This window comes from Shewanella marinintestina (assembly GCF_023283845.1).
Taxonomy (GTDB): Bacteria; Pseudomonadota; Gammaproteobacteria; order Enterobacterales; family Shewanellaceae; genus Shewanella; species Shewanella marinintestina.
Genome location: NZ_JAKILC010000007.1, coordinates 213,586 through 239,567, shown reverse-complemented (window position 1 = coordinate 239,567; position 25,982 = coordinate 213,586). Strand labels below are relative to the sequence as shown.

The 25,982-nt window shown below is 44.4% G+C and carries 24 protein-coding genes; 16 read left to right on the top strand and 8 right to left on the bottom strand.

Annotated features, from left to right (window positions below; translation table 11 throughout):
- Positions 1-79: 79 nt before the first annotated feature.
- The 5 genes from L2747_RS10330 to L2747_RS10310 all read right to left on the bottom strand — a co-directional run bounded on the left by L2747_RS10330 (position 80) and on the right by L2747_RS10310 (position 5,979).
- Complete coding sequence (locus L2747_RS10330; RefSeq protein ID WP_248998952.1) at positions 80-592, bottom strand: lipocalin family protein; 513 nt, start codon at positions 590-592, stop codon at positions 80-82.
- Between the two features lie 102 nt (positions 593-694).
- On the bottom strand, positions 695-2,572 hold the full coding sequence (locus tag L2747_RS10325) for an ABC transporter transmembrane domain-containing protein (RefSeq protein WP_248998951.1): 1,878 nt from the start codon (positions 2,570-2,572) through the stop codon (positions 695-697).
- A 203-nt stretch (positions 2,573-2,775) separates the two neighbouring features.
- Positions 2,776-3,324 (bottom strand): heme utilization protein HutZ, encoded by a 549-nt coding sequence (hutZ, locus tag L2747_RS10320; protein WP_248998950.1) that lies wholly within the window; start codon positions 3,322-3,324, stop codon positions 2,776-2,778.
- Positions 3,325-3,360: 36 nt separating this feature from the next.
- Positions 3,361-3,870, bottom strand: a complete 510-nt coding sequence (gene hutX, locus L2747_RS10315; RefSeq protein WP_248998949.1) for a heme utilization cystosolic carrier protein HutX — start codon at positions 3,868-3,870, stop codon at positions 3,361-3,363.
- Positions 3,871-3,945: 75 nt separating this feature from the next.
- Entirely contained in the window at positions 3,946-5,979 is a 2,034-nt protein-coding gene (locus L2747_RS10310) for a TonB-dependent hemoglobin/transferrin/lactoferrin family receptor (protein ID WP_428848514.1), read from the bottom strand.
- Positions 5,980-6,365: 386 nt separating this feature from the next.
- Between L2747_RS10310 and L2747_RS10305 the strand changes: the two genes are divergently transcribed.
- The 6 genes from L2747_RS10305 to L2747_RS10280 all read left to right on the top strand — a co-directional run bounded on the left by L2747_RS10305 (position 6,366) and on the right by L2747_RS10280 (position 11,421).
- Entirely contained in the window at positions 6,366-7,130 is a 765-nt protein-coding gene (locus L2747_RS10305; protein ID WP_248998947.1) for an energy transducer TonB, read from the top strand.
- A gap of 160 nt (positions 7,131-7,290) precedes the next feature.
- Positions 7,291-8,085, top strand: coding sequence for a MotA/TolQ/ExbB proton channel family protein (locus tag L2747_RS10300; protein ID WP_248998946.1), 795 nt, complete (start codon positions 7,291-7,293; stop codon positions 8,083-8,085).
- The gene (locus tag L2747_RS10295) at positions 8,082-8,495 is read left to right on the top strand and encodes an ExbD/TolR family protein (protein ID WP_248998945.1); all 414 of its coding nucleotides are present in this window, start codon (positions 8,082-8,084) and stop codon (positions 8,493-8,495) included. The genes L2747_RS10300 and L2747_RS10295 overlap by 4 nt, the downstream gene beginning before the upstream one ends.
- A 116-nt stretch (positions 8,496-8,611) precedes the next feature.
- The gene (locus L2747_RS10290) at positions 8,612-9,547 is read left to right on the top strand and encodes a heme/hemin ABC transporter substrate-binding protein (RefSeq protein WP_248998944.1); all 936 of its coding nucleotides are present in this window, start codon (positions 8,612-8,614) and stop codon (positions 9,545-9,547) included.
- Positions 9,548-9,584: 37 nt separating this feature from the next.
- A complete protein-coding gene (locus L2747_RS10285) occupies positions 9,585-10,601 on the top strand; it encodes a FecCD family ABC transporter permease (protein ID WP_248998943.1) in 1,017 nt (338 codons plus the stop codon).
- 13 nt (positions 10,602-10,614) lie between these two features.
- Positions 10,615-11,421 (top strand): heme ABC transporter ATP-binding protein, encoded by an 807-nt coding sequence (locus tag L2747_RS10280; RefSeq protein ID WP_248998942.1) that lies wholly within the window; start codon positions 10,615-10,617, stop codon positions 11,419-11,421.
- Positions 11,422-11,543: 122 nt separating this feature from the next.
- Here L2747_RS10280 and L2747_RS10275 read toward each other — a convergent pair whose 3' ends face one another.
- Complete coding sequence (locus L2747_RS10275) at positions 11,544-12,098, bottom strand: TetR/AcrR family transcriptional regulator (protein ID WP_248998941.1); 555 nt, start codon at positions 12,096-12,098, stop codon at positions 11,544-11,546.
- Positions 12,099-12,321: 223 nt separating this feature from the next.
- Here L2747_RS10275 and L2747_RS10270 point away from each other — a divergent pair, with 223 nt between their 5' ends.
- Both L2747_RS10270 and L2747_RS10265 read left to right on the top strand, forming a co-directional pair.
- Positions 12,322-12,858, top strand: coding sequence for a dihydrofolate reductase family protein (locus tag L2747_RS10270; RefSeq protein WP_248998940.1), 537 nt, complete (start codon positions 12,322-12,324; stop codon positions 12,856-12,858).
- Between the two features lie 92 nt (positions 12,859-12,950).
- A complete protein-coding gene (locus tag L2747_RS10265; RefSeq protein WP_248998939.1) occupies positions 12,951-13,472 on the top strand; it encodes a YdcF family protein in 522 nt (173 codons plus the stop codon).
- A 41-nt stretch (positions 13,473-13,513) separates the two neighbouring features.
- Here the strand turns inward: L2747_RS10265 and L2747_RS10260 are convergent, their stop codons facing one another.
- Positions 13,514-14,419 (bottom strand): LysR family transcriptional regulator, encoded by a 906-nt coding sequence (locus L2747_RS10260; protein ID WP_248998938.1) that lies wholly within the window; start codon positions 14,417-14,419, stop codon positions 13,514-13,516.
- Positions 14,420-14,570: 151 nt separating this feature from the next.
- Between L2747_RS10260 and L2747_RS10255 the strand changes: the two genes are divergently transcribed.
- The 8 genes from L2747_RS10255 to L2747_RS10220 all read left to right on the top strand — a co-directional run bounded on the left by L2747_RS10255 (position 14,571) and on the right by L2747_RS10220 (position 22,828).
- Positions 14,571-14,996, top strand: a complete 426-nt coding sequence (locus tag L2747_RS10255; RefSeq protein ID WP_248998937.1) for a PACE efflux transporter — start codon at positions 14,571-14,573, stop codon at positions 14,994-14,996.
- Between the two features lie 366 nt (positions 14,997-15,362).
- Positions 15,363-16,787 (top strand): heme anaerobic degradation radical SAM methyltransferase ChuW/HutW, encoded by a 1,425-nt coding sequence (hutW, locus tag L2747_RS10250; RefSeq protein WP_248998936.1) that lies wholly within the window; start codon positions 15,363-15,365, stop codon positions 16,785-16,787.
- A gap of 82 nt (positions 16,788-16,869) precedes the next feature.
- Complete coding sequence (locus L2747_RS10245) at positions 16,870-17,259, top strand: DUF2956 domain-containing protein (protein ID WP_248998935.1); 390 nt, start codon at positions 16,870-16,872, stop codon at positions 17,257-17,259.
- Positions 17,260-17,558: 299 nt separating this feature from the next.
- Positions 17,559-17,729: a periplasmic nitrate reductase, NapE protein gene (locus L2747_RS10240; RefSeq protein WP_248998934.1), complete on the top strand. Its 171-nt coding sequence runs from the start codon at positions 17,559-17,561 to the stop codon at positions 17,727-17,729.
- A 40-nt stretch (positions 17,730-17,769) separates the two neighbouring features.
- Positions 17,770-18,948, top strand: a complete 1,179-nt coding sequence (gene torC / locus L2747_RS10235) for a pentaheme c-type cytochrome TorC (protein ID WP_248998933.1) — start codon at positions 17,770-17,772, stop codon at positions 18,946-18,948.
- 14 nt (positions 18,949-18,962) lie between these two features.
- Positions 18,963-21,455 carry a trimethylamine-N-oxide reductase TorA gene (gene torA, locus L2747_RS10230; RefSeq protein WP_248998932.1) on the top strand — a complete coding sequence of 831 codons (2,493 nt, stop codon included), beginning with the start codon at positions 18,963-18,965 and terminating at the stop codon, positions 21,453-21,455.
- Positions 21,452-22,117 carry a molecular chaperone TorD gene (torD, locus tag L2747_RS10225; RefSeq protein WP_248998931.1) on the top strand — a complete coding sequence of 222 codons (666 nt, stop codon included), beginning with the start codon at positions 21,452-21,454 and terminating at the stop codon, positions 22,115-22,117. The genes torA and torD overlap by 4 nt, the downstream gene beginning before the upstream one ends.
- A gap of 168 nt (positions 22,118-22,285) precedes the next feature.
- Positions 22,286-22,828, top strand: a complete 543-nt coding sequence (locus L2747_RS10220) for a type II secretion system protein (protein WP_248998930.1) — start codon at positions 22,286-22,288, stop codon at positions 22,826-22,828.
- A gap of 75 nt (positions 22,829-22,903) precedes the next feature.
- Here the strand turns inward: L2747_RS10220 and torS are convergent, their stop codons facing one another.
- Positions 22,904-25,948: a TMAO reductase system sensor histidine kinase/response regulator TorS gene (gene torS / locus L2747_RS10215; RefSeq protein WP_248998929.1), complete on the bottom strand. Its 3,045-nt coding sequence runs from the start codon at positions 25,946-25,948 to the stop codon at positions 22,904-22,906.
- Positions 25,949-25,982: the final 34 nt, after the last annotated feature.

The following is a 25,982-nucleotide window of genomic DNA, read 5'->3' as shown; positions in this document are numbered from 1 at the left end:
CCAAGGTCGCCTGTTTAAGTCACAGATAGTAAAAAGGAGCCTAAGGCTCCTTTTTAGTCTGTATTGTTTTTAATTCTAACTAACTTTGTTTGACCCAAATGATCTGGTCCGTGGCAAAACCAAGCTTGTTAGCTTGCTCGATAAACTGCTGCTTTAGCGCTTCATCCACAGTCGGTGTGCGCGATAAAAACCATAGGTAGTCACGGTTATAGCTAGTGATGAAGGCGTATTGGTAATCTTTAGTATCGAGTTCATACACCACATAAGCACCATAAAATGGTCCAAAGAAAGATACCTTAAGATGGCCAATATCTGGGCTATCAACAAAGTAGGCTTTGCCCTCAGCTTCATCCCAGCTTTGCTCGGCAGTTGAAAAACCGCGATTAATCACCTGCACGCCACCATCGTCTTTCATCGAGTAGGTCGCAGTCACCTGATTAAGTCCGCGTTCAAAACTATGATCAAGACGCGCTATTTCATACCAAGTGCCTAAGTAGCGCGGTAACTCAAAGCCTTTAACCGGCTCTATACCGCTTGGTAAACTCGTGCAGGCAGATAAAAACAGTAAACTGAACATCATTATCAAACGCATATTCTTCTCTCTATTTTTTGCTGATAAACCCATTAAATAACAATACGTTCACCAGCGCTATAAAGTTTAACTAAGCGTCAAAAATATTTAATCTGTCTTCACTTAGTCTTGCTCAGTTAATAACTGCAAGCTGGCAAATTCACGATAAAGCTCGCTGCTTAGCATCAGCTGTTGATGAGTGCCACTAGCCACTACTTGACCTTTATCTAACACTAAAATGCGGTCGGCATTGATAACCGTTGCTAGCCTATGGGCAATAATCAGCGTTGTTTTGCTTGTCATCAAGCTATCGAGTGCTTGTTTAACTTTATGCTCACTCACCGCATCGAGCGCGCTGGTCGCTTCGTCTAATAACAGAATTGGTCTATCAGCTAATATTGCTCTGGCAATCGCAATTCGCTGCTTTTGCCCGCCAGATAAACGTACGCCGCGCTCGCCTAAATAGGTTTGGTAGCCGTCGCTAAACTCAGTGATAAACTCATCAGCTTTGGCAGCAATACAAGCCTGCTTTACATCTGCTTCGCTCGCATCAAGGCGGCCATAACGCACGTTCTCTAGTACGCTAGTCGCAAAAATTACTGACTCTTGTGGCACCAGAGCATATTGCTGTCGCAGAATTTGTGGCGTCAGCTTGGCGATATCTATGCCATCAAGTTCAATCGAGCCGCTATCGAGCACATAAAAGCGTTGTAGTAATTCGAATAAGGTACTTTTACCGGCGCCACTAGCGCCAACCAGTGCCACACGTTCACCGGGCTTGATATCAATATTGAGGCCACGAATGACTTCGTTGTTGTTATTAAAAACAGGCTCAAGGCTGCTATCAGCACTATCACTCATATTGCTATAGCTAAATCGTACATTTTTAAGCTGCAGTTCACCGCGCACGGGCGTTGGTAGCCCAAGTGGGTTTTCTACCACAGGGATATCTATCGGGGTTTCAATGAGCTCAATCAAACGCTCAGTAGCACCTGCCGCACGTTGAATTTCGCCAATCACTTCACTGATGGTTGCCACAGAGCCTGCCACCATTACCGCGTAAAACATAAAGGCCGACAGCTCACCGGCACTAATCGCCCCACTCATGACATCGTGCGCGCCAACCCACATCACTAAAGCTATGGCTAAAATACTTAAAAACATTACCAGTGAGATAAGGATTGAGCGGTACTTAATTCGGCCTTTGGCTGCATCCATCACTGCTTCAACGCGATGATTAAACAAGGCGCGGTCTTGGTCTTCATGAGAATAAGCTTGCACGGTGTGGATCTCATGCAATGTTTCATCAACATAAGCCCCTAAGTCCCCAACTTTATCTTGGCTTTTACGTGATAAGTCACGCACCTTACGACCGAAGAAGAAAATAGGCCCAAGTACCATAGGCACGGCTAACAAGACTAAACCTGTCATTTTAAAACTAGTAATCGCCATCATGACGATGCCACCTAGCACAGTCACACTGGCACGCAGCGCCATCGACAAGCTTGAACCGACAACAGACTGCAACAAGGTTGAGTCGGCAGTAAAACGGGAGATCATCTCACCGGTTCTCAGCTTGGCATAAAAACCCGGTGATAGTTTCAGTAAGTGGTCATACACCTTTAAGCGAATATCAGCACTAACGCGCTCACCCAGCCAGGTCATTAAATAAAAACGACAAAAAATTGCGCTACTGCTCAATGCGGTAATACCTATGACCAGCAAGATAATCTCATTTAAGCGTGAACCGTTATCTTTTAAAAAACCTTCATCGACCATAAGGCGCACGCCTTGACCAAGCGATAGCCAAGCGAGTGAACCGATAAACAAAAAGATAATCGCGGTGATAACTTTGGCGCGATACGGCTTTAAAAATGCGCCAATCCACGGCAGCACTGCACGCTGGCTTACATGAGGTGTATTTTTAGGTTTATCTGAGTCATTCGTCGTAGCCTTTGAATGACTATCGCCATTAGCGACAGAAGAAGTGTTTTGATTCAATGCAATATCCCTAACCTTAAGTAAGGTTAAAATGAAAACAACAGCAGAATAACAAAACCCGCACGAAGGCGGGCAATGTTTATTTAGATCAGAATACTTTTATTTATCTCGCTAAAGGGTTTAACGAGATGTTTGTACCATAGGCGAGTGTCTTTTTCTGATTGCTATAGCCTTATTAATGTAACCTTATTCAGCCTTTTGAATCAGCTTGCCTCATCAATAAGTTCAGCCTTAGGCGTACCGTGGTGACCATCGCGCTTCCAGTCAACATCCAATAGCTCTGAGCCTGATAAGCTAAATGCCTGACCAAAGCCTTTGACATATAAACCATGATGCGGGTTTAGCTTAAATAGATTGAAATCGCCAAGACCTGCTAGGTTATCAATCATCTCACCAAAACGTATTGATAATGCCGCAACCCCTTTGGTAAAGGTTTCGCTGTCGCGATCAACCAATTCTGCAGTGGCATCAAACGTTAAACGCTTGCGTGCAAAAACGCTTTTAGCTTCCGCTTCATCTTCTAACAACATAACCGACAGACGATTAGACGCTTTTAGGTTGGTGCCATGACGCGCAAGTTCACTAACCAAAATATAAAAACCATCATCAGCCAAAGCAAAAGGGGCATAACTAGCGTTGGGTACGCCATCAGCATCTTGTGTGGCTAACTGCAGCGTTGAACGCTGGGCTTTAAACTCTTCAATTTCTGGCAATAGCTTTTCACGTAAGCGCTGTTCTTTTTCAGTGGTCATGACTCTACTCTCTAAATTATTATTCGGTAACTCGACTTAAGCCGATACGACAAGTTGCTGCTTTAACTCATTAAATCGTGCCACTTGTTCAGGCAATAACACGCGCTTTTTGTCACGACCTAAATACACCTTAAATACCACTTCACCTTGTGGGCCAAAAAAGTTGATTGAGTGACTTTCGGTGCCCCTAAATGGCTTACTGATAAGCGCAATCGCGCTAATGACATCAAGCTTTAAATGGCCATGTAAGCCATCGCCTTTAGTGATTAAGTTGTAATAACCGTGGGCATATTTACCTTTCGGAAAGCTGCCTTTAAACTCAAAAATACTGCCAGATGCTGAAATAATCGTGGTCATATTGCCCCACTCTGGTAACTCAGCTAACAGCACATTTTTTTGCTCTAGCGGTAATATGCTCAGTTGCTCGCTTGGTAGTGCTGATACCACTTCAAATTCACTGATGCTGAGTTCTGCTGCAACTTGGCTAGGCATAGCCGCGGGGTTAGCTTCTAGATGCTGACGGATTTGCTCTATTGATACAGACATGGAATATCTCCTATAAAATAACGGCAAAGAGGTCGACGCATGTTAATGAGCCGACCTCGTTCTCAATTAGCTTACTTAGAAGCTATAGCGCGCTGACAATTTGAAATTCCTGCCTTGCTCATACAAGGTTTGCCACGCTTGGCGATATTCCTCATCACCGATGTTTTCTACTGCGAAATCGACTCTTAGACCTTCAAATGTACCCATGGCTGGCTCCCACGCCACGTAAACATCCCAAAGTTTGTATGAGTCATATTGATTAAGGTTGTCTACTGGTAACTCGTCTTGCTCTGCCACATAACTAAAGCGGGTCCCTATCTTCATATCGCCTTCCATGATCCCTTGTGACAGATCAATCGATAGCTTCTTGGCTGGAATGTTAGATAGGTATTCATCAGTCGTTTTGTCTTTACCTTCGGTTTGACCGTAGTTAAAGCTCACTCGAGTTTGCTCGTAACGGTAACGAGTACTGAATTCAAAACCGGTTAGCTTAGCTTCATCAACGTTGTTCCAAGAGGTGGTTTGCTCAAAGCCTGGGATCCCCATTAGCGGATCAGAAACAGATTGCTCGATAAAGTCATCAACATCGTTTCTAAATACGTTTAGGGTAATTGCTAATTCGTCATTACCCGCAAGATTGGCAAAACGTAAATCGGCTTTAATTTCTTTGTTTTCCGCTTGCTCTGCTTTCAAGTCTGGATTGATTTCAAAGGTGTTACATAATCCATTTGGTAAGAAGCCTGGGATAGGTGGAATGCAGTAATGGGTACCTGTTGAGTACATCTCTTCCATACTTGGAGCACGGAATGCTTGATCGTAACGAGCACTTAAGGTTAACCAATCAGTGGTTTTCCATACTAGCCCGACTGAAGGCGAGAAGGCGTTATCGTCTGATGACTGATTCAAGTTGTTACTTTCATTTTCAAACGCGTCATAACGTACTGCGGCGTCAACTGACCAGCTGTCAGAGAGTTCGATATCAGCGCGAGTATAAGCGCCCCAAACAGTGCTGTTGCCATCAATATCATCTGGACGCTGACCTGATTGGCCGCTATCGTCACGGACTGTTTTAATCGAGTCTTGATAACCATCCACACCGTATGTCAGCACGGTATTACCAAACGTAGAGGCGTTGCTTAAGCTAAAACCTAAGGTTTCAAATTCAGTGCTATCAAACTGATTTTTAGTGACGCGGTCTTCATCGTAGTTGGTACCATTCCAGTACAAGGTCGCGTTTAAATCTAGCAGCGCATTATCGGTAGGATTTAAGCTGTAATCTAAAGTCACATTTTGATCTTCAGTTTTACGCTTAACCAAAGGCACCGAGCTACCTACATTAGTAGAAGGGTTGCTTGGTACCAGCTCGTCAATATTTGAAAAACGCGCAGATAACTGCAAGCGCTGATCATCTGTAGGTTCCCAGCCAAACTTAGCCAAACCGCTGGTACCGTCTGACGAGCTATTTTCTAGCGTTTGATCGTTACCAATTTTGATATTATTACTGTCGTAGTAGCTACCATTAAGCAACCAGTCTACTTTGCCTGCCGACTGCGTTTCAGTTAAACCGTAGATAGCACCACTGGTTTTAATGCGATCGCCATTTGACTCATAACCTTGCTTTAGATAACCACCAAAAGTGTCTTCTTCATCTAAAAAGTCAGAGGCTGATTTAGTGTTTTGCGCAACCACACCACCAATCGCACCGCTGCCCCATAGGCTACTTGCAGGCCCGCGAACCACTTCGACCGAGCTTAAAAGCTCAGGGTCCATAAAGTAGGTTCCGCGATGCCCAGAATTAGTGTTTTGACGAGCGCCATCAATCGTTTGTAATACTCGCTGACCGCCTAGGCCACGAATTTCAACCCCTTGAGATGAAGCGCGTGGGCCATTGCTCACGTTGATATTGGCTTCGTTTTTCAATGCCTGTGCAACCGATGCTGGTTGCGACTCTTGCAATTGCTCTTCACTCACAACCGCTACGCTACGGCTAGTTTCTGACGCTTTTTCGCTGACGCGAGTTGCAGTAACAAGCACTTCGTCAAATTCGGTGACTTGTTGCTTATTGGCTTGCTGAGTTTGCGCTGCATAAGCGCTAGAGCTAAGAGCCATCGCAATTGCGATTACAACAGGCTTCTTGATCATTGGTTCAATCCTCAAGGTAAGTATTGATAGCGTCTTATCTTGAATCCTCTTAGTTAGGATTAAGAATTTAAGACTGCCGTTTTGTTATTTTCGGCACTTTACCTGAGATAAAAAAATAGATCAAATGAAAATCATTATCATTTGCGATCTCATTCAATATAATATATCTTGTTTAGACACTATCGCGACTAGTATTTATAACTATTTGTAAATTATGTAAATAACAGCTCCATTTGTCAGTTTTGTAAAGCGAGTGGCTGATTATCAAATTGAACTTACATCATTTCAAACAAGTTACTTTAGTCGGCACTAATTAATAATATTTATAGACTAATTGGCTAAGAGTTTTCACCATGACACCTAAACGTTATTTTGCTTTTGGTTGCTTAACGGTTTTAATCCAAGGCGGTGTACTTGCCTCACAAAATAGCCAACCAGAACTGCAGCTCAGTTCTGGTTCTGCCATGGGGTCTAATCAAGCTGTTAGCCTATCGATAGCCATGCAAGCAAGCCAAGCGCCCAAAGTCATTGAGCCTGAAATTTCGCCAGCAGAAACCCAAATTGAACCCAAGCTGCAGCCAAAAAAAATAGCCAAAGCAAAAACAGAGGCTAAAACTAAACCTACGACTAAACCTAAACCTAAAGCCAAACCTAAGCCAAAGGTTGAGCCTACAGTCAAACCAACTAAACAAGTCGCTAAGCTTGAGCCGAAAAAACCGGCACCGCATAAAGCTAAGTCTACTGCTGAAGCAAAACAATCAGCACTTGAACCAAAGCTTGAGCCGCAAACAGCCCACAACCAAGCACAAGTAGACGCAAAACAAGGTGTAAGCAAACAAGCTGTAGCATTAAGCCAACCCACCTTTGCCAGCCCACCAGCGCAACCTAGCTACCCTAAAAAAGCTCGTAAAAAAGGCTTTCAAGGTACAGCAACAATTGAGGTGATGTTCAACCAATTAGGTGAGCAATTATCACTAACATTGGTTGACAGCTCTGGCTACCGCCTACTCGATAAGGCTGCTCTAAGTGCGGTAGAAAAATGGCAATTCGCCGCGCCTAAACCACAAACAGCTTATGCCTACACAGTGCGTGTACCGGTGAAATTTGCATTGAATTAATCACGGCTCAAATCTAGCTAAACGAACTGAATTAAGCCGTTAATGCAACAAACCTTACGGGGAAAGTAAGGCTATAAATACGCGTTTAAGGGAAGACGCAATACACATTTATTTGTTTATATCGTTAATGCGATAACTAAGTTATCGCCAAGGAAACACCATGTCTCAACCCTTATACCAACAACTCATCGAACAGCTGGGCTACTTAACTTGGCCGTTACTTATCTGCGCTTTCTTAGGCTTGATGATTATTATTGAGCGTTTAGCACTCATGATTTATGAACTGCCAAAACGCGATAGCTGGCTCACCCAGCTACGCCAACAGGCTCGCAGCGCAACCCCTGAACAAAGACAAGCCTTAATGACTCAAATAAGCCAAGGCCGTAGCATGCTGGCCAAAGGTACTGCCTTATTATTGAGCCATGGCGAGCAGCCGCGCGCCATGCGCGAAGAGATAGTTTCACTCTGGCTAGTAAAGCAAAAAAGTAAGCTACTTTCGGGGCTAAAAGTGCTACATATCATAGGTGTTATCACCCCACTACTTGGTTTACTGGGCACGGTATTAGGGCTCATAGAGATGTTTAACCAACTCGGTTTGTCTGACGGCCCAGTCACCCCATCACAACTGGCGTCCGGCTTAGGCCTTGCAATGAACACCACCGCAGCAGGCCTGATTATCGCCGTTCCCGCTATTACCATGGCGCACCTATTTACTCTCTGGGCAGAGCGACGCTGCAGCAAGTTAGCTCATGCGCTTAACCTACTCAACCTCTGGTTAGACGGCTTCGATCAAGCCTTGAGTATCGGTACGGACTCTGCTGCACAGCTATGTTCAAAAGCCGCTACCTGTAAAGAAGCAAGCTGTCAGTCCCAAACTGCTGAGCCAAATAAGACTGCGGGGCTAAATAAAGCAGCCGGGCTAAATAAAACACCGCTGACGGGTTTACCATCATGATCAGCGCTGGCAATGATGAAAGCAGCCAAAGCTTTGGTTTAGATCTGACCCCGCTTATCGATATCATTTTTATTGTATTGGTGTTTTTACTGCTAACTGCAAACACCCAGTTATTGAGTTTGCCGGTTGATGTCCCCACTGAAGCCGACTCAAATCTCAGCGCACTATCTCAAGACAAACATATAGCGATCAATGTGCTGCAAACTGAACCGCACTGGGCGCTTGATGGCCAAAGCTTTAGTGACTTTAATGCCTTTGAAGCAGCATTTACTCAAGCCTTTAAAGCTAACCCTAAAGCTAAGGTGGTTATTGCCGCCGACAAAACAGCCCCCGTGCAGCCATTAATGACGGTATTAGCTGCGATGCAGCGCCAGAACATTACAAATACTCAGATTTTAATGGAGCCTTAATCGCCTCAACATCCTTGTACTTATTTGTATTGTCGTTCGATTTCGATTATCGAACCAACACACTAATTTTATTTATATTTTTATATTAAATAGTTTTGATTAATTTGGAGTTACCCATGCTTGGTAAAAGAATCTTTAATAACAGCCACAACCGCTTATTAGCCAGCCTTGCTCTACTTTCGACATTGGCATTTAGCCAATCAGTAATGGCGCACGCAGATCATGAGCATGGCGAAGAAAACAAATCATCCAGCACACCGAGAGTTGTCAGCGCAGGTGCTGGAGTAACAGAATTAGTGCTCGCCTTAGATGCTGGCAATGAGCTGGTCGCAGTTGATTCCACCAGCCAACTGCCAAAAGGTTTCGATAAAGTTGAAAAACTAGGTTACCACCGCATGCTAAGTGCAGAAGGTATTTTAGCCTTGTCGCCAAACCTTGTGCTTGGCACCGACGCTATGGGGCCAAAGGCAACCCTTGATGTGCTTAGTGGCGCTAAAGTCAATGTTATCCAGCTACCTGATGCGCATACCCAGCCACAATTACTCAGCAATATTAATGAAATGGGCAAATTGCTTAACCGCGAAGCTCAGGCGAAAACACTGCAAGAGCAAGTTAATCAATCATTCGTGCAAATAGAGCAAAAGCAGCAACAAATTGCTAAACAAGGCGATGCGCCTAAAGTGTTATTTTTACTGCTTCAGCCAGATAGACCAGCCCGCGTTGGCGGCGATGATACTGCAGCAGACATCATTATTAAGCTAGCTGGCGGCAAAAACATTGCAGGTTTTAGTGGCTATAAATCTGTGTCTCAGGAAGGCATTTTATCACTGCAGCCTGATGTGATTCTAATCTCTAATCGCTCAGATAAAACCATTGACAGTCCAATTGATGATTTGCTGAAACAGATGCCATTACTTGAGCACACGCCTGCGGGTAAGAACAAACATATTCAATCGCTCAAACCTCAAGCGCTGCTAGGCGGTTTAGGCTTAAGCGCGATTGAAGCTGCCGACAAATTGGCTAGCGATTTTATTAGCGTAAAGCACTACTAGTTTCGGTAACCAGCAATATAAACACTAGGAAGTTCCCATGGATAATCGTCGTTGGCTTTGGCCCAGTTTACTCGCCGCTTTGGTGATAACGAGCCTGATGTCTGTCAGCATAGGTCCACTACAAATTAGCCCCTCGGTGAGCTTTAGCGCCGTGATCAATTGGGCCACTCAGCTAGATCTGGGCAGCGTGGCGCCTCACGAGCAACTGGTTATCGATAACGTGCGCTTACCGCGTACTTTATTAGCACTTGCTGTTGGTGCAGTACTCGCCCAGTGCGGCGCAGTGATGCAAGGCTTATTTAGAAATCCACTTGCTGATCCTGGCATTATTGGCGTGTCTTCAGGTGCGGCATTAGGCGCTGCAATTTGTATTGTGTTGTTCCCTCAAGGCGGCGAATACATGGTCGCGCTAAGTGCTTTTATTGCCGGACTTGCAACCACCTTGATTGTTTATCGTCTTGCCAGTAGCCCAAGTGGCACCTCTGTTGTGTTACTGCTACTCGCAGGCGTTGCCATTGCCGCATTAGCAGGCGCAGGTATAGGCTTACTCACCTATATGGCCGACGATATGGCGCTGCGCGATCTTACCCTGTGGCAGCTTGGTTCAATTGCTGGCGCGCAGTGGCATTACGTAATTTTAAGCTTAATCGCACTCGCCTTAGTGAGTTGGCAGTTTAATCGCAGTGCCAAAGCGCTAAATGCCTTATTACTGGGCGAAGCAGAGGCCCGCCACTTAGGCTTGGATGTCGATAAGCTAAAACTCAGACTAATCGTACTGTGCGCCATTGGGGTGGGAATTTCAGTGGCGGCAACCGGCATTATTGGCTTTATTGGGCTTGTTGTTCCGCACTTAGTGCGCATGATGGTGGGGCCTGACCATAAACAGCTATTACCACTTAGTGCCATGCTGGGTGCAGCTTTATTAGCACTAGCTGATATTGGTGCGCGCTCGTTAGTGGCACCATCAGAATTACCTGTCGGCTTAGTCACGGCATTGCTTGGCGCGCCCTTCTTTATCGTGTTGCTTTTAAAGCAGCGTCACCGCTTAGTTTAAGGTTGCGATAGCTATGATGAATCAACAAGAGCAAGATAGTCAGGGCAATTCGCCCACTGTACAAGTGAGTCATTTATCGGTGCGTATCGGCCATAAGCCGGTACTCACAGATATTAATCTCACTCTAAAAGCAGGCCAAGTTACCGCGCTACTTGGGCCCAATGGCGCGGGTAAATCAACATTACTCAAAAGCCTTTGTCAGGATGTTGAGATTGAAGCAGGAAACATCGAGGTTTACGGCAAATCCATCGCCCACTGGGACAGACAACAACTGGCAAAATCCTTAGCGGTTTTACCGCAACATGCCTCTCTCACCTTCCCATTTAAGGTACACGAAGTAGTAGAGATGGGCTTGTATCCTTTGTCTCTTAATCAACAACAAGGTAAAAGGCTTGTTGCTGAACAGCTTGAGCAGGTCGCACTGTCGCACTTAAAAGAGCGCAGTTACCCTACGCTTTCCGGTGGAGAAAAACAGCGGGTACAGTTAGCTCGAGTCTTAACCCAGCTTGCTCAATCAGAGATGCCACCCATTTTGTTATTAGATGAACCCACCTCTGCACTCGATCTAGCCCAGCAACATAGAGTGCTTGGTTTAGCGCGCAGTCTTGCTCATGAACATAACTATGCGGTGATTGTGGTGCTGCACGACCTTAACCAAGCCTCACGTTACGCCGATAGATTAGTGGTACTCGAAAATGGTTGCATTGTCAGTGATGGCATACCTAGCGAAGCCTTAACCGCGGAAACAGTAAGACAGGTTTGGCATTATGATCCCGTAGTGGTGATGGAGCCAGGCAAACAAACGCCGCTGCTATTTTAAAACATCGCTGTCTTTGCAATAAGGATTATCGGTGCCCAATAAAAGTGCCATCCAGTAAAAAGTGCTCATATTTATGGGCACTTTTGCTAAAAACTATTACCGTGATTACCTTGCTCAACCTTCTATTTTATCGCTTTAAAAATCAGTGTTAGCGGCCCTTTTATCGCCTCAACACCTAAAGTCTGTGTTGTATTATTACAGCGATAAGCCAGCGCAAAACCATGCAGGTAATCCACCAATAAACATAAAATATCGGTTTGCTGTGTTTCATCTAAATCCAGCGGTTTTAATATCTCGCTAAAGCGATTAATAAACACCTCTGCTGGCCCGCTTGATTGCATAGATAACAAGGTTTCTAACAAACCTGAATACTGTTGTAATAAGTTAAGGTAACTGCAACTTAACGCCATCAAAGCATCTTGCCAATCATCACTTTTTTCAGGCTGATAAATCTCACTCACTAATGATGTGGTAATCGCTTCAAGCAGCGCATCTTTGTTTTTAAAGTAATGATATATCGCCATCGCATCGACCGATAGCGCACTGGCTAATGCCCGAATACTTGGCATTTTTCCATCGCTTAACATCAAGCCTTTAGCCTTGTTAATTATCGCTTCTTGGCTCAATTGTTCAACGTAACTTGCCGGGCGGCCGCGCTTCTTTTGCTTGACAGTCATAAATCACTCTCGGTAGACTTTAGATATTCTACGGCGTAGAATAAGTTTTATTTTGCGACTTTACAAGTAACACTCGCTTAAGCTAGCTAACAGGATCTGTATAAAAGATATCGTCTGCATAGATGATATGAATCAGTTCAATCTAAGCTTATAAAGTCACTATACGCCCCCACTACTAGACTTATCACTTAATATAAAAGCAGTGTTTAAGTAAGGAATAGCTATGACCAATATCGTTTATATCGCCACTAGCCTTGATGGCTTTATTGCTGACAGAGACAACAATGTTGACTGGTTGCACGACATTCCAAATCCTGACGGTTCAGATCTCGGCTTTGGTGACTTTATGACACGCATTGATGCGCTGGTGATGGGGCGTAATACCCTAGAAATTGTGCTCAGTTTTGGTATAGATTGGCCTTATAATAAACCCGTGTTTGTGCTCAGCAACACTTTAACTGAGCTGCCTGCAGAGTTAGAAGGCAAGGTATTTTTAGTTAATGGGCTATTGCCGCAAGTAATTAAACAGCTTAGTGATCAAGGCTACAACAACCTTTATATCGACGGTGGTAAAACGATCCAAGGCTTCTTACAACAAGACTTAATCGATGAAATCATTATTACCACTATTCCAGTGCTCCTTGGTGGCGGCATAACACTATTTGGTGAACTTACAGCCCCCCTTAAGTTTAAGCATGTTAAAGCCGAACGCTTACTCGACTGCTTAGTACAAAACACCTTTGTGAGAGAAAGAGAGTAAAGCTGATATAACGTAATGGGTTGAGACTGGGATGATGCGCAGCGTTTTCCCAACAAGCCGTTTAAATAATTTAACGAGGAAATACAGCCGTTATGAGTCGCGTTATTCTGGTATTAGGTTCACCCAACGATAATCAAGGTCGCCTTGGTGATATTGCCATATCGCGCTGCCAAGCAGCACTTTTACAGTATCAACTACGCCCAGACAGTAAGGTGCTGCTTACTGGTGGATTTGGTGAGCACTTTAACCAAACTCACACTGCCCACGCTCTTTATTGCCAAGCGTACCTTTTTGAACATGGCGTACCTAAAACAGCCTTCACCGATATTGCTCTTAGCCGCTTCACATTCGAAGACGCGATACTGTCAAAACCCATCATTATGGAGCATGGGTTTAATGAGCTTTGCCTAGTTACCTCTGAGTTTCACATGCCTAGAGCAAAGCTTATTTTTAGCTCTATCTTTACAGAACTCAAACTGTCTTATGTGGCGGCAATAACGCCATGTCCAGCAGCAGAGCTTCAGCGGCTCAAGCAGCATGAGTTATCAGTGATGGACAGAGAAAGAGCTAATCTTGCAGCGCTAAACGCCCCTAATAGCCGTGACCAAAGATAACCAGAGTTACGCAACTATCTTTCAAGCAGTTTCGATGAGCTTTACTTTCGCAACTGCCAGTCGGCGCGGTTAAAGAAATACTCCTGCAGCCGCGCAATCAAGCTTTCTAATACAGGACCAGAACCATGGCTTCTTGACACTAAACATCCTACCGCCGTAAGCCAGCCGTTATATTCATGGGAAACTGGCAGCGCCACTAGACTCGATTGCTTGATACGCTCTTTTACCAACAGCTCAGGCACAACAGCCCACCCAATGCCGTTATCGACTAATTCCAGCAAAATTTGGTGTGTATTGGCGTACCACATTGCCGTACTGATCCCATAACTAAACCAAAGCTCTTTTTGTTTAGCGCTGCGATGCACGCACTGGCGGTACGCTTTAAGATCGGAGTCATGAACGACCGGCAATGTCGCTAGCGCATGCATAGGCGAGGTTACAGTTAAAAATCTTGCTTGCCCCAGCACAAAAAAATCCATATCAACTTTTAACTCACCATCGGCATAAACAATACCAACTTGCGCTTTGCCGCTGCGCACTAACTCCTCAACATCAAAGGTCGAAGCACTAATCAGCTCAATATGGGTAATTGGAAATTTATCGGCTAAGGGCGCCAAAATTTTTACAAAATCGCCATTCATCAAGCTTTCGTCAATTGCTATCACCAATTGATGTTCATCCGCTTTTGTCAGTGATTCTATTTTTTGATCAAAATATTGCTGCTGATGCAAAATTGAATAGGCTATCGGCAGCAAAGCTTTGCCATTATCGGTCAATATCGGCGTATTCTTGTCACGACTAAACAACTCCTGATTAATCGCTATCTCTAAGTTAGAAATCGCCTGACTCACCCCAGATTGGGCGCGCTTTAATTTACGCGCTGCGGCTGAGAAAGAGCCGGTTTCACATACGGTGACAAAGATTTTCAACTGCTCAAAACTATACATATTTTGCACTCTAAAAAGGTTGAATGCCGCAAACCATCACCAATCGTGATGGTTGTTAACTTTGCTTACTCATTTTTCCTGTAATAATCAGCGCCCTTTTACAGCCCTTATAGGCTGACATAAATACATGTGGCGTTTTTTGGAGTAATTAATGAGTATTATAGAGCGAGTTTTTCACTCTGTATTGTTTGAAGTACTAGCGGTAACATTTTCAATTATCGGCTTAGCTATTTTTACCGATTTCGATGTTAAATCACTATCAGGAATGATGATAGTTGTTGCGACCATTGCCATGGTTTGGAACTTCATATTCAATTGGGGCTTTGATCGAGTGATCACTGGCGACAAAGAAAAGCGCCCGTTAAAAGTTCGAATTGTACACGTGACCTTATTTGAAGTCGGTTTATTATTTTTTACGGTGCCAGTAATGGCTTACATTCTTAATATTGGCATAGTAGAAGCGCTAATCATGGATATAGGCGTGACGGTATTTATCACTATTTATGCCTTTTTATACAACCTAACCTATGACCACACTCGCGCTTTTATCATCCGCAGTCGTGCCACAGCTTGCTAACTAAGCCTAGCTTGCTAGCTAATCACAACTTGCTATGCAAATGCGGCTTGTTAGCCATAGTGAGTCAATCGCTACTGCAATAACCCTGCATAAGCAGCGATGAGACAACATCACTTTTGTTTAAGGGCGGTAAGGACACTGCCCATTCAGCGAGTATTACTTCTCTCGTGCTCCACTAACTCACCCACTAACCGTCAGCTTAGCTATTTAACTCCCCCCAGAATATTGCCCAACAACACCTAAAGTGGTTTAGAACTTTACATTGCAAAGAAGAATTTGTTGATCTATCGCACCAAAATTACAATTGATAATAATTATCATTATCATTATCATTATCAAAATAACTTTTCTATGTTGAGAGCCGTGATGATTTTAACGCCAAGCATGACAGGCATTGCTAGCCCTGATCCGTTGCAGCATGCCTTTAAAGTTAAAAGTGCGCCCCATGCTGGTCGCGGAGGCAGCCGCCCTGTATTTCTTGAGCCACAGCAGTGGCAACAATGGTGGCAGCAACCGAGCCAAGCATCTGAACGTGCTTTATATATTCATATTCCGTTTTGCCGTAAGCGCTGCAGCTTCTGTAATTTTTTTGAAAACGGCACCAATCCTGAGCGGATCAGTCGTTACATCAAAAACCTTACCGAGCAACTGCATATCGCTGCCGATACACCGCTGGCGCAAAGCCGTGGATTTAATACCGTCTATGTTGGCGGTGGCACACCCACTGACATCAGTAGCGATGAAGTCAAACAACTCGGTGAAGCCATTAGTCGTTTTCCGCTAGTAGAGAATGCAGAAGTGACATTAGAGGGCAGACTCAACGGCTTTGACGATGATAAATGGCATAACGCCACAGCAAATGGCTTTAACCGTTTTTCATTCGGGGTTCAAAGCTTTGACACTCAAGTGCGCCAAGCAGCTGGTCGCTTTGATGATAAAGATTTTTTGCTTAACCGCTTACAGCAACTTAGCCAACACCCAAGTGCTAGCATCGTCATTGATTTGATTTTCGGCCTACCAGGTCAAACTTTAGATATTTGGCAGCAAGATCTACAAGCGGTTATCGATAGTGGTGTGCATGGCGTCGATCTGTATCAACTAATCGGTTTGAGCGGCACTCGTATCGAACATGCACGTGAAAAAGGTAAGATTCTCGGTACCGCCTTAAGCGAGTTTCAAGCTGACAGCCAAACTCGCGCCAATATGTACGCCAGTGGCGCTCACCACTTTGAAGCACAAAACTGGCAGCGGTTATCAAGCTGCCATTGGCGCCGAGATAGCCGTGAGCGCAGTATATACAATAGTCTGGCTAAGAGTGGCATTGAGATCTTACCTTTCGGTGCTGGAGCTGGTGGCAGTATTCACGGTCATGGCTGTATGAACGCCCGAGACTTAAAAAAATGGCATCAGGCCCATGATGAAGCCAGTTCTCCAAATGAGCGAATAACTGATGACTCGAAAGCCAATGCACCAGTTCAAGTACCGGGTATGTTAATGAGCCCCAATCCGTCGGCTAGCTTAGATGCTATTTTCAAACGCGGTCTGGATAGCGGCCAGTTAGATCTTAACTTATTGCAAAGCTCAATGGCGCTGCATTTAACGCCTCTGTTTAACGCATGGCGTGCCAATGGCTTAGCCGAATTAACGCAAAACCAGCTCAACTTGACCTTGGCCGGGCGTTTTTGGAACGTAAACATGCAAACGGGATTATTTGAGTTTTTAGCTGAAAATCCACTGCAGCCTAAAACGAGTCACCAACAAACTCACTCACCTCATGCCATAGCAAGCTAGCAGTCTAACTTTTAAGCGCACTGCACAACTCAAAGTAGAGCTGATATAGTGCGCTTATTCTTCGCTAGGCATTCAAATATTCATGGCAGCTACAAACGCAAAAAAATCCCCCCATAAGCCAGCAGGCACTAAACCATCAGCAGCAAAAAAAGTGATTTCTGATGAAACTAAAACAGAAGCACTGCAAGTGGCTAAATCAACCCAAAAACCGGGACAAACCAAGGAGCAGACTAAGCTTATTGCTCAAGGGATCGAAAAAGGCATCGCTGAATACAAGAAACTGCAAAAAGGCAAAGCCAGAGACCGAGATAAAGCGCGCAAACAAGAAAGCCGTGCCAAAGCTCGTGAAGCTAACATCGCCGCTCAGGACCATAGCAATATAGAAGATCGCGCAGCTAGCCCTTACCTGCCATGGGGATTACTCACCCTGAGCTGGATAGGCTTTATCGCTTATATTATTTTTACTCAATAATTTTTCATTACTGCTAGCTCCTGCAAACCGCTCCCTTTCAGTATTTAGATAGATAAAAAAGGCATACACAATTTATTTGTTAGTGCCTTTTAATTTCGCAATTCATTGTTTAGCATTTAATTATCTTTTAAAAGCTGATATAAAACTCAACGAAATAGCGAAAGATTGGCTGATGAAAATTCTATTCATATTTTGTCATAAGTTGTCTTATCTCATTCATTGATGCCCTCATCACTATTCACATTAACTAACTATACTTACCTCAATCAAAAAATATGGATTAGCCGGAGCACACAGTCATGACTGAGCAATGTCCCCCAAAAGAACACGTTAGCAGTAAGAAAGATGAATTAAAGGCACTGGGCTTTATCATCTTCATTCTATTTCCAGCATTAGCCGCCACGGTTGTTAGCGTATATGGCTTGGTTATCTGGATCATGCTTACATTTAGTGGCGTTGCGTCTCACTAATTTCAATAACTATTTTTAAATTTATCACGAGGATGCCGTTATGAGATGGTTACTTAACATCTGGCGCACACTAACTAAACCAGCTAAATATCTAACCTTAGGCAGTGTCAGTATTTCTGCCTTTCTAATGGGCATTATCTTTTGGGGCGGTTTTAACACAGCTCTAGAAGCGACGAACACAGAAGAGTTCTGTATCAGCTGTCACAGTATGGAAAGTACACCGTACAAAGAGCTACAACAGACAGTGCATTTTTCAAATCACTCAGGCGTTCGTGCAACCTGTCCAGACTGTCACGTACCACATAACTATGGCCGCAAGATTGCCCGTAAGTTAGAAGCATCTCACGACGTATACGGTTGGTTATTTAACACTGTAAATACACCTGAGAAGTTTGAAGATAAGCGTCTTGAAATGGCTAGCCGTGAGTGGAAACGTTTTGACCGTGATAAGTCAGCAGCATGTAAAAACTGTCACCAGTACGATTCAATGAAGTGGGACAGCATGTCTAAGCTTGCTGTTAAGCAGATGAAGCGCGCTGCCGAGCTAGACCAAAGTTGTGTTGACTGTCACAAAGGTATTGCGCACAAACTACCAGAAATGGGTACCGCTCGTGCACCTGAACTAATTGCAGAAGTAGGCCGCGGCGTAACAGGTTTACAAGTAGGTCAAACTTACTTCTCAGCATTGACTAAGCCATTATTCTTCAATGAAAAAACAGACGTTGAAGCCGGCACCCTTAATATCGCAACTAAGGTGAAAATCTTAGAAGTGAAAGGTAGCCGCGCTAAGATTGGAATCGAAGGTTGGAGAAAGAAAATCGGTGCTGGCCGAGTGATCTACTACGACTTTGGCTTAAACATTCTATCGGCTCAGTTAACTAAAGACGCTGCGCTAGAAGAAGGTGTGATTAGAACTTTCGAAGAGAAAGAAGATCCAATGACAGGCCTTAAATGGCAACGTGTTGAAGCAGATATCTGGACTGATACCGACTACTTGCTAACAGACCTTCAGCCACTTTGGGATTACGCTCGTAGCACTTACAGCACAAGCTGTAGCGTATGTCACACCCAGCCTGCTGAAGCGCATTTTGATGCCAACACATGGCCAGGTATGTTCCAAGGCATGATCGCATTCGTCAACATGGATCAAGATACACAGGCTTTGGTACAAAAGTATTTACAAGAGCATTCATCAACTTTCGATAAGTCAGCTCACTAATAGGACATAGCGTAATGAACAGAAGAGACTTTCTAAAAGGCTTAGTAGGAACATCTTATGTCGTACTTAGCGGATCATCAGTACTTGCGCCACTAAACGCTTTAGCGGCAGCTGGCGCGGATGCATCTGACGGCTGGCTAACAACAGGAGCGCACTTCGGTGCGTTCAAGATGAAGCGCAAGAACGGTGTGATCTCTGAAGTTAAACCTTTCGATACCGATATGTATCCAACCGATATGATCAACGGTATTAAGGGCTTAGTTTACAACCCATCACGCGTTCGTTACCCAATGGTACGCTTAGACTTTTTATTAAAAGGTCACCAAAGCGATACCACACAACGCGGTGATTTTCGCTTTGTACGTGTAACTTGGGATAAGGCACTACGCCTATTTAAAGATTCACTTGATGAAGTGCAAACCAAGTATGGTCCATCAGGACTACACGCGGGGCAAACAGGTTGGCGCGCAACGGGTCAGTTGCACTCAAGCACCAGCCACATGCAACGCGCTGTGGGCATGCACGGTAACTTCGTTAAGAAGATTGGTGACTATTCTACAGGTGCTGGGCAAACGATTTTACCTTACATCTTAGGTTCTACCGAAGTTTACGCTCAAGGTACCTCTTGGTCGTTAATTCTGGAGCATTCTAAAACCATCATTTTATGGTCGAATGATCCATACAAGAACCTACAAGTCGGCTGGAACGCTGAAACACATGAGTCTTACGCTTACCTTGCTCAGTTAAAAGAGAAAGTAGCCAAAGGCGAAATTCGTGTGATCAGTATTGACCCAGTCGTCACGAAAACACAGCAATACCTAGGTTGTGAGCAACTTTACATTAATCCGCAAACCGACGTAGCGCTAATGCTAGGTATTGCTCACGAAATGGTAGAAAAGAATCTTCATGACACTAAGTTCATTGAAGGTTACAGCTTAGGCTTCGACAAGTTCTTACCTTACATTAAAGGCCAAACTGACGGTGTAGAAAAAACACCTGAGTGGGCAGCAGAGATCACAGGTGTTTCAGCAGAAATCATCCGTGACCTTGCTAAGGTAATGACTAAAGATCGCACACAGATGTTGATGGGCTGGTGTATTCAGCGTCAGCAACACGGTGAGCAGCCTTACTGGATGGCAGCGGTACTTGCAACCATGATTGGTCAAATCGGCCTACCTGGCGGCGGTATTAGCTATGGTCACCACTACTCAAGTATTGGTGTGCCGTCTTCAGGTGCTGCGGCGCCAGGTGCGTTCCCACGTAACCTTGATGAAGGCCAGAAGCCTATTTTTGATAGCAATGATTTTAAAGGCGCAAGCAACACAATTCCTGTTGCGCGTTGGATTGACTCAATCCTTGAGCCTGGTAAAACCATTGACTCAAACGGCTCTAAAGTGACTTATCCAGACATTAAGATGATGGTGTTCTCAGGTAACAACCCATGGAACCATCACCAAGATCGTAACCGCATGAAGAAAGCGTTCCACAAGCTTGAGTGCATCGTATCGATCGATATGAACTGGACGGCGACTTGTCGTTTCTCAGACATAGTACTGCCTGCATGTACCACGTTTGAACGTAACGATATCGACATCTATGGCGCATACGCAAACCGCGGTTTGCTTGCGATGCAGAAGATGGTTGAGCCGTTATTTGAAAGTCTTTCAGACTTCGAGATCTTTACGCGCTTTGCTGCACTACTTGGCAAAGAGAAAGAATACACTCGCGGCATGACAGAGCACGACTGGTTAGTGAAGCTTTACAACGACTGTAAAGCAGCGAATGCAGGCAAGTTTGAAATGCCTGAATTCGAAGAGTTCTGGAAAGAAGGTTACGTGTACTTTGGCGAAGGTAAGCCTTGGGTACGTCACGCGGCATTTAGAGATGATCCAGAAATCAATCCACTGGGTACGCCTTCTGGTTTGATTGAGATCTTCAGCCGTAAGATTGCTCAATATGAATACGATGACTGCCCAGGCCACCCAACTTGGATGGAAAAAGCAGAACGTAGCCATGGTGGTCCAGGTTCAGACAAGCACCCAATTTGGATGCAGTCTTGCCACCCAGACAAGCGTCTGCATTCACAAATGTGTGAATCAGAAGAGTTCCGTGAAACTTACACAGTTAACGGTCGCGAGCCTGTATACCTAAACCCTGAAGATGCTAAGAAACGTGGCATTAAATCAGGTGATATTGTACGTGTGTTCAACGACCGCGGACAATTACTAGCGGGTGCTGTGGTATCGGAAAAATTCCCTCGCGGCGTTATCCGTATCGAAGAAGGTGCTTGGTATGGCCCTGTTGGTGAAGACGGTAGCAAAGAAGGCGGCGCGAAAATTGGGGCTATCTGTAGTTATGGCGATCCAAATACCTTAACAATGGACATTGGTACCTCTAAGCTTGCACAGGCTTGTTCTGCATATACTTGTCTTGTTGACTACGAAAAGTATCAAGGTAAAGTACCTGCAGTTAGTTCATTTAGCGGCCCTATTGAGATTGCATTATGATTAAAGATGCTGTGAACACAGAGACAGTTGAAGTTAACCCAGTTGATCAGGTTAGAAGCACAATTTATCAATTACTTTCGTCATTATTTGCCAAAGAAATTGACCATAAAACGCTGCACGATTTAACCAGTGACCAAGCTAAACAATTTTGGGCACAACTGGGTAGCGAAGCTGAGTTTAAAGCTGACGTTGATGTATTAGTTGCCGAGTTGGCAACGCTTAATACCGACCGAGCTCTACTAGAACTTGCCGCCGACTATTGCGGGTTGTTCTTGGTAGGCACTAAACACAGCGCATCACCTTATGCCAGCTTATACTTAACAGATAAGCCAGCTAAGAAAGGCGATGAACCACTGCTCTTTGGTGAACAGCATCAGCAGATGACTCAGTTTTTAAAACAGAGTCAACTGCAAGTACAAAGTGAGTTCCCAGAGCCTGCAGACCACCTAGCGGTGATCTTGGCTTATGTTGCTCACCTTTGTACTCATAGCACTGCAGCGGAGCAGCATGACTTTATTAAAGCTAACTTAGCTAACTGGTTAGGCAACTTTGTAGCTAAGGTTACTGAGGTTGATACAGGCAACTTTTATCAAGCATTAACACGCTTGACCTATGCTTGGGTCAAGTCTGATGCCGAGTGGCTTGAAAGCGAAAACCACTAAGTTAACCATGCTGTTGTAGTAAAAGCACAATTTAAAATGCCGACCATGATACTCATGGTCGGCATTTTTGTTTTAGCTGATTTTTCTTGTTGTGGCCTTTCTGATGACTTTTATCTGCTACTTTTCTGTGTCATTGTTAACTCATCCTTAGAATGTTGAAATGACATAATGAAAACGACTACCAATCCAAAGTACTCTTCTGCCACAGCGGGTTTCACCTTGATTGAACTTGTGGTGGTGATCATCGTTTTAGGCATATTAGCTGTCATTGCGGCGCCTAAATTTATTAACCTAAAATCTGACGCTAATAGCGCAGCGATTAAAGGCGCTGTAGGGTCAGTCAAATCAGCGGTATCACTATTTAAATCAAAAACCCTAACTTCTGGAAGTAGCCTAACCGATGTGGTGACTTTCTCTGAGATAACAGGTAGTAATCATCAACCTTGGGCTGCTACAGCAACCGGAACGGGTTTTAACGCAGGTTATGCAACACCGCCAGAAATATTTAAAGCAGCCGGACTTGATGTTAATGACTGGCGCTATCGCATCTATGTTGAAAACGGCAGTTATGCTGTTGCTGGTGCACCTAAAAGCATTTTAGATACCGCTCAACCGACTGCCGCCGAAGTTAAAGCCACTAACTGCTACTTTAACTATCATTGGCAAACAGCTGGTACACCAAGCATAAGTTCAGTCGATACAGGTTGTTAATTTCTCGACTCAAATAGACCCGCAGTCAATACCAGTGACGACATTCAAGAGCTGCTTGCGGGTTTAAAGTATTGGCTAAACTTGCTCAGCAAGCCATTGGCTTAAAGCATCAAGAGACTGTAACCATAACGCCTGTAGTGGTTGATGTTCATTAGTTTGATACTCATCTGCAGTTAATCCTGCTAGCTCTAACTGTTTGCATTTGGCCGATAATGCGCCTAATCCTATATTGGCACTACTCCCCTTTAGCGCGTGCAAAATATGTTTAACATCTGCATCTTGCTGCAATAAACCAGTAAAGTGCACTTCACTGGTTTGTTTAAACAGCTCAGCTAATTCTTGCACGGTTTCAAGCCCAAGGTAGTTGAGGTCTTGCTCCAATTGCGATGTATCTAATAACTCTTGCCCCACGTCTTGGTTGACTGAAGACTTTCCACTAGCTAATCGCTCTACATCGACAGATGTCTGGTTACTTGCTGATGGTTGTTTACCTGCTAACGGCTCTGCGTTACCCAACCAGCTCGATAGAGCTTGCATATCGAGGGGTTTCATCAATACCAAGTTAAAGCCCCTAGCTTGATAATTTTCCATATCATCGGATTGTAGCTGTGCCGTAAAAGCCGCTATTTCAATTTGATGCTCAGCCTGTTGATTAACAGCTTGTAACTCAGCCAATAACTCAACTCCAGAGCCATCACCTAGCTGAATGTCTAGCATAATGGCATCAAACTGGCTGGCCGTGGCTGCTGTGTAAATTTGCCTCGCCCCTTCACAGCTTTTAGCCAGCTCAGAGCTATGCCCTAAGTGAGCTAAAAATCCTTGAGCAACCATGGCATTAATCTTATTGTCTTCAATCACTAACACATGTTTTGCGGCAACCGTTTTCGCCTGGGTTTGTAATTCAATATCTGGGCAATCGCAAATAACCAGTGGCAAACTAAAACCAAAACAGCTGCCCTTGCCGACTTCACTTTTGACCCATACTCCTTCATCGCTCAAGGCTATATCAGAGACTAATCTCTGATTATTGCAATAATTGTTGGCATCGCTATTCATTAGCTCGATTAACTGTTTACTGATCGCTAAACCTAGGCCTGTACCACGATCTCGACCTTTACTTGATTCATTACTGTAGGCTTTAAATAGCTTCCTCATTGCTGCGGCATCAATACCAACCCCTGTATCTTGCACTTTAAATTGTAGCTGGTTATCGACAACTTCAACGGTGAGTTCAACCATACCTTGGGGAGTAAATTTAATCGCATTACCGAGCAAGTTCAGCAATACCTGCCTGAGTTTAGGGCCATCAATAAACACCCACTGAGGTAAATCAGTGTGGGTACCGCGCAAAGTGAGCCCGGCAAGGCCCGCTCCGGCTAACATAATGGCCAACACCTGATCCAGCAGCTCATTTAAATCGACCGCGCGCGGCTCATTAGCGAGCTTACGTTGTTCTAAGCGCGAGAAATCTAAAATGTCATTTAATACCGTTTGCAGCAGGGTGCCGCTGTATTGCGATAACGCTAACATTTGTTGCTGGGCAGGCGGCAGGTTTGAGTGTCCAAGCAAAGTTAACGTTCCCAAAAGACCGTTTAACGGAGTGCGGATCTCATGGCTCATGGTCGCTAAGAATAATGACTTAGCTTGGTTAGCTTGCTCGGCCATATCGCGGGCAATAACGTGGCCTTTAGACTCTTTATCTAACTGAATATTTGCTTCGGCTAATTCTAATGTTCGCGCTTCAACTTTGGCTTCTAATGCTTGTTTGTGTTCATATAATTCTGCTGCGGTTTCTCGAAGTTCAGCCTGTAATTTGTGGTTATGATCGGTCTTTTGTTTAAAGGCTTTAATGGCACTCGCCATCGCAGCTAGTTCGTCATCACCTTGGGTATCGATGGTTACCGCTGTATTACCTAAACTCAATTGAGCTAGCGCCTTAGTCGCGGCATCAAGCTTTAAAGCAATGCCTTTATATATGACTTTATAGACTACAACGAAAATGACTAGAAACATCAGTAAACCCGTTACCCATAGCCCGGCTTTCGACCAACTCAGCTGTTTCAAATATTCATGCCTAGCGTTTTCAGCCTCTAGACGTTGAAACTGCATGGCTGTTGCTACCACATCATTAAGTACATCGAGTTTGTCGGTAATCTTCTGTAGTTGTAATTCTTGCGCTTGGTTGTACTGGGTATACTCTTGCTGCAAAGCGATACTTTCTGGCAGCTTTTGCAACACACTAAATTGCTTTAATAAGGCTTTAGTTCGGCTAGGATCTCGGATGATATTAGCTAAACTGGTAAGCGAAGATAGGTAACGGCTCTCAACGTTGGTAACCGCCCTTTCAAACTTATCTTGTTGATTTACGTTACCAGCTTTCGTGCTCTTTGGTGCGGCAATTAGCGCAGGAACGGTATAGAGAACTTGGGGAGAACGAGTCGCAAGATCTCCAAGCAATGAATAAACTCCAGACTCCAACTCTGGAGACTGGAACATCTGTCCAATTAAAGCGATATTATGCACAATTTTTAGGGCGCGATTTAACCGTTCTTGGGTATCCAAATCTCGTTCGATAAGAGTATCGAGTAATTGCGCAGTTTTTTCAGCTCCAACTGCATCAGGGTAAGCTAAACTCAGTTTCGATAAGATCCCCGAATCAACAATGGCTAATTCTGCCAGCAATAACTCAGTACTTTTATTGGCTGCATCAACTAACGCACGGCCTTGCTGTTGCAGATCGGCACTGACAGCAATACGACGACCAACCTGCTCTCCTAACTTGGAGATATCGACAATGATTTCTGACGCACTTTGTTCAAGGCTAAAATCGAAATTAACCTCAAGCGCCTTTAAAATTTTAATCTCACCCAGCATGGTAGCGCTTTCAATTGACAGCTTTCGGCCGACAAACTGACGCTGAGATTCATCTTCAGTGAGTCCTAATTGTTTAGCGTTTTCGGCTAAAGCGCTGCTTGATAAAGCTAACTGACTCGCAGCCTCTGATGCAGGTAGCGCGCGGTTATACAAATATTTATCTGCTTCTTGCAAGCCACGTAAGCTAATGCTTCCTAGCGTCACCAACAGCAATAACAATGACCCCAGTAGACCAAATGCAAGCATCAGTCGGCCAATGAGGCTTTTTCTTGATAAAGTT